Source organism: Agromyces sp. P2_B3 (assembly GCF_056404815.1).
In genome coordinates this window covers 485179-498506 of the sequence record NZ_JBFUDH010000003.1, presented here as the reverse complement: position 1 = coordinate 498506, position 13328 = coordinate 485179, and the positions used below count along the sequence as shown (strand labels likewise).

The window sequence follows — 13328 nt, the reverse complement described above, 5'->3', positions numbered from 1 at the left end:
TCAGTCCTCCAGCAGGATCGTCTTGATCTCGAACGGCCCGAAGTCGATCCGATCGAGGTCGGCCGCACCGCGAGGTCGCTCGAGCAGGTCGGTCTCGTGCGCCGCACGATACGCCCGGTCGACCCGCAGCGAGACCGTGGTCGGACGCCCGACGCTCTCGTACAGCCGGAGCACGATGCCATCGCCGTGCTCCGCCCGCTTGACCGTCTCCACGATGACACCGGGTTCGTCGACACCGACCAGGCTGTCGAACGCCACACCGTCGGTGATCCGCAGCGGGTTGTTGAGCCGGTAGCCCTCGCGCACCACCTTGCCCAGATCGCCGCGTTCGAACGGGCAGAACGCATAGGTGAAGTGGTGGATGCCGCGGTCGGCCGTCTGGTCGGGGAACGACGGGGAGCGCAGCAGGTTGAGGCTCAGCAGTCCGTTCTTGGCCCGGTGCCCGTACTTGCCGTCGTTGAGCAGGGCGAATCCGCCGCCGGCATCCTCCGTGGCGATCCACTTGTGCGCGCAGACCTCGAACTGGGCCTTCTCCACCGAGTCGCGCTCGGTGGTCACCCGCTCGATGTGTCCGAACTGGATCTCGCACCGCACGGTCTCGCCGAAGTGGACCGGGCGGAACTCCGCACGCAGCATCCGGTGCCGCGTGTGCCAGTCGACCTCGGTCTCGAACCGCACGACGTCGCTGCCCGCCTCGAGCACGACGCGCTGGTCGATCGTGACGCCGCGTCCACGGAGCACCTGGCGACGAACGACCGACGCGCCGTCGACGGTGGTCTCGACGTGGCTGACCCGAAGCATGCGCGGCGTCTTCCCGACGTAGTCGGCCTTGATGTCCCACGCGTTGAAGGGCCACACGTAGGGATCGCTGTGCACGACGAGGCGGTTGAGTCCGTCGGCGGCGTGCTCGGCGCCGTGCCGATCCCGACACGACACGATCTCGCCGCTGGAACGGTCGAACCGCAGGGTGAGGATGCCATTGCCGAGCGTGTCCTCCGAGGAGACGAGCCCCGGCTGCGCTCCCGCCGGTGCCAGCGGCGCCGCGCCGTACGGCGCGACCTCGGCGTGGAACCAGCCCTCGTCGGTCTTCACGAACTCGCTTCGCGGCAGGCTCGTCAGGTTCACGGCGGTGGGCGTTCCCGGCCGGCTCGGGAGTCGGTCGACGAGCCCCTCGGCGTAGTCGTCGAGTGCCGCCTCGATCCGCTCGTAGGTGTCGATCGCCTCGCGGTTGACGCGGGCGATCGACGAGCCGGGCAGGATGTCGTGGAACTGATGCAGCAGCACGTCGCGCCAGTGCTGTTCGAGCACGGGCCTGCTGTCGTCGCCCGCGAGCACCGCGAGGGCCTCGACCTCGTGCAGCTTGCGCTCGACGAGGCGGTTGTGCCGCTTGATCCGCCCCTGCGTCGTGTACGTGCCCTGGTGCGTCTCGAGGTAGAGCTCGCCGACGTGGGTGTGGGGGATGTCGCGCTGCTCGAGCGAACGGAAGAAGTCGCCCGCCGAGGAGTACCCGACCCTGGGAAGGCCCCGCAGGTTCCGCTCGCGAGCGGTGACCTCGTGGTGGATCTCGTTCGGCCCGCCACCGCCGTCGCCCGAGCCGTAGACGAGGAGCGCCGTGTTCAACGCGAGCTCGGGGTACTGCTTCAGGCCGGTGAGCAGGTTGTCGGCCGCCCCGCGGCTGTTGTAGTCGCCTTCGGGCGGCATGTGCACGAGCACGGTGGACCCGTCGATGCCCTGCCAGTGGAAGGTGCGGTGCGGGAAGTCGTTGACCCTGTTCCAGGCGAGCTTGATCGTCTGGAACCAATCCATCCCGGTCCCCCGGAGGATCTGCGGCAGGTTGCCGTTGTAGCCGAAGGTGTCGGGCAGCCAGCAGAGACGCAGCTGCTCGTCGGTGAGCCCGAACTCCTCTCGGAGGAACCGGCGGCCGACGAGCGCCTGCCGCACGAGCGACTCGCCCGACGGAAGGTTCGTGTCGGGTTCGACCCAGAACGAGCCCTGCAGTTCCATGCGGCCCTCGGCGACGGCGCGCCGCATCCGGTCGTAGAGGGCCGGATGCCGCTGCTGCATCCACGCCATCTGCTGCGGTTGCGAGGTGCCGTAGACGTAGTCGCCGCGCCGGTCGATCGCGTTGAGGGCGCGGACGTACGTGCGCGCGGCCTTGCGGCGGGTCTCGCGCAGCGGCCACAGCCAAGCCATGTCGAGGTGGCCGTGCCCGACGGCGCTGTAGACGAACTCGCTCGCAGACGGCGCCGAGAGCTGCTCGGCGAGGATCGCGCGAGCCCCGGCGACGTCGCCCGTGGTGAAGGAGCGGTACGCCGCATTCAGCGCGCGCCGCAGATCGACCTCGAGTGCCGCATCCTCGGTGGCGCCGGCGAGCACGAGCAGGGTGAGGTAGTCGTAGAAGAGCGCGTACGCCTCGTCGTCGCGGGTCGCCAGGTGCGCGCCGTGGTAGACCGCGCGGCCCACCTCGTAGAGGATCCAGCCGTTGTACGTCACATCGGCGAAGAACTCGACCCGGCCCGCCGACGTGTCGACGTGCTGGACGGGGCGATAGCGTGCGCCCCCGCTCTGCGGCAGGTCGCCCTGCTGGAAGACCGTGCTCACGGAGTCGAGCAGCTCGCCGTCGGCAGCATGCACGAGGCCTTCGCCGCGGATGCCGAGCATGACCACGGGGTTCTCGATCCCGGTCGGCACGTCGCCCGTGATGCGCAGCCAGGCGCAGTCGAACACCTTGCCCCAGTGCGTGCCAGGCCGCAGCGGACGGAACTCGGACCGGTCGAGCTCCTCGAACGGAATCGGCTCCGCAGACCGGATGATCTCGGCATCGAGTCGCGCGACGGGGGTGTGCACGCTGCGACGGATGCGCATGAGCCGTCGGTACTCACGGGGTTGCTGGACGCGAAGGCCGAAGAGCCACGCCGCGAACCCCGCCATCCACGTCCCCTTGCCTGAAGCCGACCGCCCGGACGCCCGCCGCTCCGATGCGGGGTGGGTGCGAGCGTCGGCTCGCCGGTGGTCAGTCTAGGGCAGGTGATCACCCCGGGCGGCGAGCGCGATATGCTCCAAGACGACCGGACCGAGGAGGTGAGACCCATCAACGTGCAGACCACGTGGGCGCTCCCTCGAGAGACGGCCTAGCCGCATCGGCAGCCGCGGAGCGTCCCTGACGCATCCGAAAGGCAGCACCATGCAGTTCACCTCAGAGACCGTCGACGACGGGCTCATCGAACGACGTTTCACCGTCGGCGACGTGCCGGGCATCCTGTGGACGCCGGCCGGCGATCACGACCCGCGCCCGCTGATCCTCCTCGGCCACGGCGGCGGCCAGCACAAGGCCGCCCCGGGCATCGTGGCCCGCGCCCGGCGCTTCGCGGCGGATGGCTTCGCGGTCGCGGCGATCGATGCTCCGGGCCACGGCGACCGGCCGCGAACGGATCGCGAGCGGCGATTCTCGGCCGGCATGGCCGAGCGGATGTCGGCGGGCGAGCCGGTCGCGGCCTACGTCGGCGAATATCACGCCGCGGTCGCCGAGCAGGCGGCCGGCGAGTGGAAGTCCGTGCTCGACGCACTGCAGGAGGAACTGGGGGAGGGAGGAGTGGGCTACTGGGGCGTGTCGCTCGGCACCGCCATCGGCCTGCCGTTCGTCGCCGCCGATTCCCGGATCCGGGCGGCCGTGGTCGGGCTCGTCGGCGGCGACCTCGTCCCGGTCAGGGCGTCGCGCATCACCATCCCGGTCGAGTTCCTCGTGCAGTGGGACGACGAACTCGTGCCGCGGCAGGCCGCGCTCGACCTCTTCGACGCCCTCGCCTCCTCCGAGAAGACCCTGCACGCCAATCCGGGGCCGCACGCCGGCGTTCCCAGGTTCGAGGTCGAGAGCGCCGCACGGTTCTTCCTGCGTCACCTCGCCTGAGGCGACGCGGCCACGCGTCGCGCAACCGGCCGCATGCAGAGCGCGGCGGCCTGCACCGTGGTGCAGGCCGCCGCCCCGCGGCATCCGGGAACTAGCCCTTCTTGCCGTTGCCGCTGTTGGTGACCGAGAGCACGTACCCCGCGTCGAGGTACGTCAGGTCGCCCGTCGGCAGGTTCGACACGAGCGTCGCGAAGTCGCGGTTCTTGCCGTTCGCGCACTTCGTGTTGAAGCCGCCCTGCGAGATGGCGTCGCCCTCGAGCCGGTAGACGTAGTTGCCGGCGCCGTCGGAGATCTCGTAGGGCGAGTCCACCCCGGGCGTGAGGTCGCAGCTCGCGACCACCTGCAGGGTCCAGTTGTTGTCCTGCAGGCCGTTCGTCTCGAACCACTCGCCCTCGGCCGACGAGAGGGTGGCGGCGGCGCCGTTCACCATCACGTCGTCCACGAACCATCCGGTGTCGAGGTAGGCGGCGTCCGTGGAGTACCGGAAGCGCACGTCGGTGGCGCCGGCGGGCAGCTGTGCGGTGTAGTGCACGTACACCGGGTCGTCGACGAAGTACTCGCCGCCCGACGTGCCGGTGATGCCGTTGCCCTCGGTGTTGCCGCCGTGCGGGTCGTCGTTCGTCGTGACCGTCGCGCCCGAGTCGTCGACCACGGGAACCGTGACCCACTCGCCGTTCACGAGCGCCTCGACGAATCCGTAGTCCCAGCCCTCCTCGATGAAGTGCCACGTCCAGAAGTCGAGCGACGTGACCGCGCCCGCGACATCCACGTCGAGGATGTTGTCGGACTGGCTCTCGTAGCCCGCGTACCAGTGCGTGTCACCCGAGTGCGGCGCGACCTGCGTGGAGTCCTCGCCGTCGAGCGAGATGGTGACGTTCGGTCCCGGGTTGCGGAACCGCTCCACCTGCAGGCCGTAGGGCACCGCCACCGGGCTCTGCGCGTTGGTGCGCTTCAGCCACTTCGACTCGGGCTGGGCGCCCTGGCTCGAACCGCGGCCCTCCCAGAACTGGTCGTCGGCGATGTCGATCGTCCACGTCGTCGAGGCGGGGTCGCCGAAGTCGACGGCCTTGATGTCGAAGCGGTCGGATGCCTCGTCGTCGAGGTACACGGCCACGGCCCAGTCCTGGTACAGCACCTTGGCCGCGCGCAGCCCTGCGCCGGTCTGCGCGTTGAACTCGTCGATGGCGGCCTGGACGCCGTCCATGCCGTCGGCCTGGTTCTCGAAGATCAGCTTGATCAGCAGGTCGCCGCCGGCGCCGTCGTACTGCAGGTCGGGCGTGAACGTGCCGTCGCCATTGCCGCCGGCCTGCTCCCAGAGGTACTGGAAGAAGGTGTAGGCGGCACCGTAGTTCTGCAGGCCGCCCGCCCAGCGGGTGAGCGAGGTGTCGGCGTAGAAGACCTGATGGTAGGTGAGGTGCGATCCGCCGACGTCGTAGCCGTTGAGGAACACCGCGAAGTCCGCGAGGCCCTCATCCACCCATGACAGCTCGCCCGGGTCGCTGTAGTTGTGCAGCAGGTGCTCGAGCTCATGGGCGATCACGCCCTCGTACAGGGTGGGCTGGTCGTTGTCGGGGTCATCGTCGTTCCACTCCGAGTCCGCGGGTCCGACGCGGTTCGCCCAGTCGAAGGCGTCGACGACGATCGCGTTCATGCCCGACGACTCGATGTAGTCCGGCGCGAAGTAGCCGGCCGTGTAGGTCGACTCGGCGCAGTCGTAGTAGTTCGCGTCCTGCACGTTGTAGACGAGCATCACGAGCGAGTCGCTCGCCGGCTCACTGGGATCCGCGGCATCCATCGGGCCGTAGTGCTCCTCGTCGACCGCGACGATCTGGCTCGAGAGCTCGTTGCCGAGGTAGTCGATCTGCGCCTGCGTGAGGATGTAGTCCTCCGCGCTGGCGTCCGCGCACGGCACGAACTCGTCATCCGGGTTGGGATCGAAGGCGGGGTCGAGGCTCGCGACGCCGGTCGGCGCAGAGCCGTCGAGCGGGGTGCCGGCCGGCACGTAGATGTAGACGGGCGTGCCGTCGGGGGTCGCCCCCGCGTAGGCGCGCACGAAGTCCTGATCGTAGGTGCCGCCCGCCTCGCTGTCGTTGATCGGCAGGGTGAGCGTGGGTTCACCGGGCATGTTGTCTGGCGCGGCGTTGGCCGGCCCTGCGGATGTCGCGATCATCGCGACGGCGACGACACCCGTCACCGCGGCGCCGATCACTCGGGTTGGAACTCGGAGCACGACGTTGTCTCCCTCTTGTCATGGCCCCCGAGGAGACGATCAGCCTCCCCGCAGGGCCGTCGTATGGGGGCCGCGTGGTCGCGGTCCCCGATGTAACCGAGTCAGTACAGCACGCGGAATTCGCGCGCAAAAGGGCTTGCGCGCGAGCATCGAGGCATCCTCACGACACGCTCGCCACCGTTCGGCGAGCCGCCTGAAGCCCGTCGCGAGCGCAACCCGCCGAGTACGCTGGCGGCATGTCCGATCACGCCGGGAGCGCCTTCGCCGTCGCCGTCGCGCAGTTCGCGCCCGGTGCCGATCCTGCCGCGAACCTCACAGAGATCGACCGGCTCGCGGCGCTCGCCGCCGCCCGCGGAGCGCGCCTCGTCGTCTTCCCCGAGTACTCGAGCTACTTCACGCCCGAGCCCGGCTGGGACTGGCAGGAGGCCTCGGAGGAGATCGGGGGCCGGTTCACCGAGGCGCTCGGCGCCATCGCGACGCGCCTCGACGTGCACCTCGTCGCGGGCATGATCGAGCGGCTCGGAGGCGACGAGCGCCGCGTCGGCAACACGGTCGTGGCGATCGCCCCCCACGACGGGGTTGTGGCGCGGTACCGCAAGCTGCACCTCTACGACGCCTTCGGGCAGCGCGAGTCGGAGTGGGTGGCGCCGGGCGACGTCGCGCCGCCCGAGCTGTTCGAGGCCGGAGGCATCCGCTTCGGCCTGCAGACCTGCTATGACGCCCGCTTCCCCGAGGTGACCCGCCGCATCGTCGACGCCGGGGCCGACGTGGTCTGCATGCCCGCCGAGTGGGTGCGGGGCCCGCTGAAGGAGGCGCACTGGCGGGTGCTGACCACCGCGCGCGCCCTCGAGAACACCATGTACGTGCTGGCGGCCGACCACGCCCCGCCGGTCGGCGCCGGCAACAGCATGATCGTCGACCCCATGGGCGTCGAGATCGCGACGATCGGCGAGGCGACGGATGTCGCGGTGGCCTGGGTCTCGCGTGAGCGCATCGACGCCGTGCGCCGGGTCAACCCCGCGCTCGCGCTGCGCCGCTTCGACGTGACCGAGCGGATCAACCCGCGCTCGCGGTGAGCGCCGCGAGGCGAGCGGATGCCTCCTCGAGCACCTCACGGCGCTTGCAGAACGCGAAGCGCACGAGGCTGCGGTAGGCATCCTGGCGGTCGGGGTGCACGAACGCCGACACCGGAACGCCAACCACGCCCGCCAGTTCGGGCAGCCGACGGCAGAGCGCCGCGCCGTCGTCGTAGCCGAGCGGGCGGGCATCCGCGACGATGAAGTACCCGGCGTCGGGCAGCAACACCGAGAAGCCGGCGGCGGTGAGGCCGTCGGCGAGCAGGTCGCGCTTCGCGCGGAGCTCGGCCGCGGCATCCGTGAACACCGCATCGGGCAGCCCGAGGCCGGTGGCGATGGCCGGCTGGAACGGTGCGCCGTTCACGAACGTGAGGTACTGCTTCACCGCCAGCACGCTCGTGACGAGCGCGGCGGGTGCGGTGAGCCAGCCGATCTTCCAGCCGGTGGTGCTGAACGTCTTGCCGCCCGACGAGATCGACACGGTGCGTTCGCGAGCGCCGGGCAGCGTCGCGATCGGCGTGTGCGGCACGCCGAACGTGAGGTGCTCGTACACCTCGTCGGTCACGATGATCGCGTCGTGCCGCTCGGCGAGGCGCACGATCAGCGCGAGCGTGTCGGCGTCGAGCACCGCGCCCGTCGGGTTGTGCGGTGAGTTCACGAGGATGAGGCGCGTGCGGTCGGTGACGGCCGCCTCGAGCTCGGCGTGGTCGGGCCGCCAGTCGGGCCTGTGCTGCGTTGAAGACCAGTGAAGCGGCACGGTGCGGTGCACGCCCCCCGCCTGGGCGATGAGGGCCGCGTACGCGTCGTAGTAGGGCTCGAACGTCACGACCTCCTCGCCCTCGTCGACGAGGGCGAGGATGGTGGCGGCGAGCGCCTCGGTCGCCCCGGCGGTCACGAGCACCTCGGATGCCGCGTCGACCTCGAGCCCGTAGAACCGACGTTGGTGCTCGGCGATGGCCTCCCGCAGCACGGGCATGCCGATCCCCGGCGGGTACTGGTTCACGCCGTCCGCGATGGCCTGGCGCGCGGCCTCGAGCACCTCGGCCGGTCCGTCCTCGTCGGGGAACCCCTGACCGAGGTTGATCGCGCCGGTGCGCGCCGCGAGCGCGCTCATCTCGGCGAAGATCGTGGCGGCGATGCTGCCGTCGGGCGCCAGCAGGCCGGCGCCTGCGGCGGTGCGCTGCCACGGCCGCAGGGCTGGCGAGGGGGAGAAGTCGCTCACGCTCTCACCGTACGTCAGGGTGGGGCCGCTACGCTGGCGCACGGCGACCAGGACGGCCCGATCCGCATTCGGACGAATCACCGCCACCGGATAGCCGGTTCATAGACTTCGCCGATGCCGTGCACAGCTTGCAGCGGGATGCTGGCATCGCTTTGGAAGGAGCACACCATGACGGACATCACTGACGGCACCTCGGGCGAGGCCCGCGACGGCGACGTCGCGGCGACGACGGCCACCAACGAGACCGCCGCGAACCCGGCGGCCCAGACCGCCCCCGCGACCTCCACCGAGCCCGCCGCCACGGCCGCTCCGGCTCCGACCAACGAGGGCGTGACCGCAGCCGCCGGGCCGGCACAGGCGCCCGCCGATGCCGCCCCCGCCGCGACCGGCACCGTGTACGAGCCCGGCCAGGACCCGCAGCCCTATCGGGCACCCGCCACCGCGGCGGCTCCCGCCGCGGCGCCCGCTCCGGCCGCAGCCCCCGCCGCGGCTCCCGCAGCCGTGGCAGCTCCGGTGGCGGCCACCGCCACGCAGACGCAGCCGACCGCGCCGACGCAGCCCGTCTCGGGCCAGGTCCCGCCGGCCTTCGGCGGCCCCCGCCCGGGCGAGACCCAGCCCACGACCCCGGTGGCCGGCGTTCCGCCGTACGGCACGCCGCCCGGCCAGCCGGCCGTCGCCGGCCAGCCCGCGCCGAAGCAGCGCCGGGTCGGCCTCGGCGTCGCCGCGGCGATCGTCGCCGCCGCCCTGATCGGCGGCGCCTCGGGCGCCGGCATCAACGCGCTCATCGCGGGCAATGACGCGCCCGCGTCGTCCGAGAGCGCGGGCAGCGCCCAGAACATCGTCGTGAACGACACCGACTCCGTGAACCAGATCACCGCGGTCGCCGCGAAGGCGAGCCCCAGCGTCGTGACCATCTCGGTCACCGGCGGCCAGGCCGGCGGCACCGGTTCCGGCATCATCCTCTCCGAGGACGGCTACGTGCTCACCAACACCCACGTGGTGACCCTCGACGGCGCGACCGGCGACCCGACCATCCAGGTGAAGACGAACGACGGCCACCTCTACGACGCCGAGCTCGTGGGCACCGATCCGCTCTCCGACCTCGCGGTCATCAAGCTGGTGGATGCCTCAGGCCTCGCGCCGCTCGACTTCGCGGACTCCGACAAGCTCAACGTCGGCGACACCGCCATCGCGATCGGCGCGCCGCTCGGCCTGTCGGGCACCGTCACCAACGGCATCGTGAGTGCGCTGAACCGCTCGATCGATGTCGCGTCCTCGGCGGCGCCGGCGACGCCCGACGACTCGACCGAGGGCGACAGCGGCCAGGGCGACAGCGGCCAGGGCGACAGCGGCGACGGCTCCGAGCAGAGCCCGTTCGACTTCTTCTTCGACCTGCCGAACCCCGACGGCTCGCAGCCCGAGGCGCCCCAGGCACAGGCCTCGGGCCAGGTGTCGCTCCCGGTCATCCAGACGGATGCCGCGATCAACCCCGGCAACTCCGGTGGCGCGCTCCTGAACTCCGAGGGCGAGCTCATCGGCGTCAACGTCGCCATCCTCTCGGCCGGCGGCTCGAGCGGCGAGGCCGGCAACATCGGCGTGGGCTTCGCGGTCCCGTCGAACCTGGCCGAGCGCATCGCCAAGGAGATCATCGACAACGGGGCGGCCACGCACGGCCTCCTCGGCGCGACGGTCACCTCGGCGGAGTCGGACGCCGACAGCAACACGGTCGGCGCCCTCATCTCCGAGGTGAGCGCAGGCGGAGCGGCCGAGCAGGCCGGCCTGCAGTCCGGCGACGTCGTCACCGAGTTCAACGGGGTGCCGATCACCGACCAGACCGACCTCACCGCCCAGGTGCGGGCGCTGCCCGGCGGCGAGAAGGCGCAGGTCACCTTCACCCGCGACGGCGACTCCAAGACCGTCACCGTGACGCTCGGCACCTTCGAGAGCTGACGCCTCGGCACGACCACGACGGCGGGGCCGGATCGACATCGATCCGGCCCCGCCGCCTGTGTGCTCCCACGGGCCTCACGGGGGCCGGCTGCTAGGCTCGATCGACTTCCGAGCGAGTGAGGAACATGCCCGAGCTGCCCCAACCGACGACTCCGTCGTCGCTCGTCGGCGTCTCGTATGTCATGCCCGTGCTCAACGACGCCTCGCACGTGCGCGCCGCGGTCGAGTCCATCCTCGCCCAGGACTACGACGGCCCCGTCGAGGTGCTCATCGCGGTCGGTCCCTCGATCGACGGCACGGGCGAACTGGTGGCCGACCTCGCCGCCCGCGACGCCCGCGTGCGCGTGCTCGAGAACGAGGTCGGGTCGACGCCGGCCGGCCTCAACATCGGCATCCGCGCGGCGCGCTACCCCGTCGTCGTGCGCGTCGACTCGCACTCGATGCTCCCCGTCGACTACGCCCGGGTGGCGGTCGAGGTGCTCGAGCGCACCGGCGCCGACAACGTGGGCGGCATCATGGACGCCCGGGGTGAGACCCCCTTCGAGCAGGCGGTGGCGCTGGCCTACACGACGAAGGTCGGCCTCGGCGGCTCGGCCTTCCACGTCGGCGGCCACGAGGGCCCCGCCGAGACGGTGTACCTGGGCGTCTTCCGCCGCACCTCGCTCGAGCGGGTGGGGCTCTTCGACGAGACGATCAAGCGCGGGCAGGACTGGGAGCTCAACCGCCGCCTCCGCGAGACCGGCGGCACGGTGTGGTTCACGCCGGCGCTCGCCGTCACCTACCGTCCGCGCTCCACCGTCGAGCGGCTCGCCCGGCAGATGTTCTCGACCGGGCTCTGGCGCGGTGAGCTCGCACGCCGGTTCCCGTCGGCGAACGGCATCCGCTACTTCATCCCGCCCGTCATGGTCGTGGGCGTGGCCGTCGGGCTCCTGCTCGGCATCGCGGGCATCGTGCAGGCCGCCGTGGGCGCGACGCCATGGCTGCTGCTCGGATTCCTCGTGCCGGTGGTGTACCTGCTGTTCGTCGTCGCCGCGACGCTCATGTACGCACGGCACCGCGGTGCGGCGGTGGCCGCCCGCTTTCTCGTAGTCTTGCCCTGCATACACGTCTCGTGGGGTGTGGGCTTCGTGCTCGGCTTCCTCTCGTTGACGAGCAACATCGCCAAGCACACGGGAAGGTGACGCGGATGTCACAAGCCGCCGGCCAGGCTCACGCCCGGCCCACGAGCATCGCCGAGCTCCGCGCCGTCGCCCAGCCGCCCGAGGTGCGCGGCCGGCGCAACGCCGAGCACTGGACGGCCTCGCTCTACCTCCGCAACCTCTCGCCCTACCTGACCTGGTGGCTGCTGAAGACCTCGATCTCGGCGAACGGCGTCACCGGCCTCATGATCCTCGTGGGCTGGTCGACGGCGGCCGCGCTGCTGATCCCGGGCATCTGGGGCGCGCTCCTCGCGGTCGTGCTCGGGCAGCTGCAGATGCTGGTCGACTGCTGCGACGGCGAGGTGGCGCGCTGGCGGCGCACGTCGTCGCCCGCCGGGGTCTTCCTCGACAAGGTGGGCCACTACACCACCGAGGCCCTCATCCCGCTCGCGCTCGGCATCCGCGCCGCCGCCTACCCGCTCGAGTTCCCCGCCGACTTCCTCTGGACCACGATCGGCGCCCTCCTCGCGCTCGTGATCGTGCTCAACAAGGCGCTCAACGACATGGTGCACGTCGCGCGGGCGAACGCCGGCCTGCCGAAGCTCACCGACACGCACGGCGAGACGGCACCGCGCGGCGGCCTCGTCGCGAAGCTGCGCAAGGCGGCCCGGTTCCTGCCGTTCCACCGGCTCTACCACTCGGTCGAGCTCACGCTCATCGCCTTCGGCGCGGCGCTCGTCGGCCTGTTCCTCGGCCAGCCGGTCGTCGACCGGTGGGTCGTCGGCCTGCTGCTGCCGCTTGCGATCCTCTCCCTGGTCGGCCACTTCGTGGCGATCATGGCGTCGCGACGTGTCCGTTCCTGACACGCAGGGCGATCGGGGCGGCGTGCGCCGTCACCCCGCCCGCCCGCGCGTCGGCGTCGTGGTGCTCACCATGGGCACGCGTCCCGACGACCTGGCCCGCGGCATCCGGAGCGTCCTCGACCAGCACGACGTGGTCGTCGACGTCGTGTGCGTCGGCAACGGCTGGGATCCCGCCACGGCCGAGCCGCGCCTGCCCGCGGGCGTGAAGACCCTGCATCTGCCCGAGAACCTCGGCATCCCCGCCGGGCGCAACCGCGGCGTGCCCGAGGTCGACGGCGACGTGCTGTTCTTCCTCGACGACGACGCGTTCCTGCCCGACCCGGGATTCCTGGCCACCGGATGCCGCATGCTGGCGCTGCGCCCCGAGCTCGGCCTCATCCAGCCCCGCGTCGTCGATCCCACGGGTCGCGTGTCACCGCGGCGGTGGATCCCGCGCATCCGCAAGGGCGACGCGTCGGACTCGAGCCGGGTGTTCTCCTGCTGGGAGGGGGCCGTGCTGATGCCGCGGGCGGTGTTCGACGCGACGGGCGGCTGGGCCGACCCGTTCTTCTACGCGCATGAGGGCATCGAGCTGGCGTGGCGCGTGTGGGACACCGGGCACGTCGCCTGGTATGCGGGCGACCTCGAGGCGGGGCATCCGGTCATCGACCCGGCGCGGCACGCCTACTACTACCGCCTCAACGCGAGGAACCGGGTGTGGCTGGCCCGGCGCAACCTGCCGCTGGTCCTCGTGCCGTTCTACGTGGGGTCGTGGACGGCGATCCAGGTGCTGCGCTGGGCGCGCCAGCCGGCCGCGTTGAAGGCCTGGTTCGCGGGCTGGCGCGCGGGCTGGCGGGAGCATCCGGGGGAGCGGCGTCCGATGCGGTGGCGCACCGTCTGGCGGATGACCCTCGCCGGGCGCCCCCCGATCGTCTGAGGCGCAGCCACCGCCCGCTACCCTT

General features: G+C 71.4%; 9 protein-coding genes. 6 read left to right on the top strand and 3 right to left on the bottom strand.

Annotated elements, in window-relative coordinates:
• Entirely contained in the window at positions 1 to 2931 is a 2931-nt protein-coding gene (locus tag AC1DZA_RS07910) for an alpha-mannosidase (RefSeq protein ID WP_476772321.1), read from the bottom strand.
• Positions 2932 to 3184: 253 nt separating this feature from the next.
• Here AC1DZA_RS07910 and AC1DZA_RS07905 point away from each other — a divergent pair, with 253 nt between their 5' ends.
• Positions 3185 to 3907: an alpha/beta hydrolase family protein gene (locus AC1DZA_RS07905; RefSeq protein ID WP_476772320.1), complete on the top strand. Its 723-nt coding sequence runs from the start codon at positions 3185 to 3187 to the stop codon at positions 3905 to 3907.
• A gap of 91 nt (positions 3908 to 3998) precedes the next feature.
• On the opposite strand, the gene AC1DZA_RS07900 is transcribed toward AC1DZA_RS07905, so the two are convergent.
• Positions 3999 to 6137: a hypothetical protein gene (locus AC1DZA_RS07900; RefSeq protein WP_476772319.1), complete on the bottom strand. Its 2139-nt coding sequence runs from the start codon at positions 6135 to 6137 to the stop codon at positions 3999 to 4001.
• 236 nt (positions 6138 to 6373) lie between these two features.
• Between AC1DZA_RS07900 and AC1DZA_RS07895 the strand changes: the two genes are divergently transcribed.
• Positions 6374 to 7213 (top strand): carbon-nitrogen hydrolase family protein, encoded by an 840-nt coding sequence (locus AC1DZA_RS07895; protein ID WP_476772318.1) that lies wholly within the window; start codon positions 6374 to 6376, stop codon positions 7211 to 7213.
• Here the strand turns inward: AC1DZA_RS07895 and AC1DZA_RS07890 are convergent.
• A complete protein-coding gene (locus AC1DZA_RS07890; protein WP_476772317.1) occupies positions 7194 to 8435 on the bottom strand; it encodes a pyridoxal phosphate-dependent aminotransferase in 1242 nt (413 codons plus the stop codon). The two genes, AC1DZA_RS07895 and AC1DZA_RS07890, sit on opposite strands and share 20 nt — an antisense overlap.
• A 168-nt stretch (positions 8436 to 8603) precedes the next feature.
• Here AC1DZA_RS07890 and AC1DZA_RS07885 point away from each other — a divergent pair, with 168 nt between their 5' ends.
• From AC1DZA_RS07885 to AC1DZA_RS07870, 4 genes are all read left to right on the top strand, one after another.
• A complete protein-coding gene (locus AC1DZA_RS07885) occupies positions 8604 to 10385 on the top strand; it encodes a S1C family serine protease (protein ID WP_476772316.1) in 1782 nt (593 codons plus the stop codon).
• Positions 10386 to 10510: 125 nt separating this feature from the next.
• Positions 10511 to 11566 (top strand): glycosyltransferase family 2 protein, encoded by a 1056-nt coding sequence (locus AC1DZA_RS07880; protein ID WP_476772315.1) that lies wholly within the window; start codon positions 10511 to 10513, stop codon positions 11564 to 11566.
• 5 nt (positions 11567 to 11571) lie between these two features.
• Entirely contained in the window at positions 11572 to 12387 is an 816-nt protein-coding gene (locus tag AC1DZA_RS07875) for a CDP-alcohol phosphatidyltransferase family protein (protein ID WP_309979686.1), read from the top strand.
• A gap of 70 nt (positions 12388 to 12457) precedes the next feature.
• The gene (locus AC1DZA_RS07870; RefSeq protein WP_476772358.1) at positions 12458 to 13303 is read left to right on the top strand and encodes a glycosyltransferase family 2 protein; all 846 of its coding nucleotides are present in this window, start codon (positions 12458 to 12460) and stop codon (positions 13301 to 13303) included.
• Positions 13304 to 13328 lie beyond the last annotated feature (25 nt).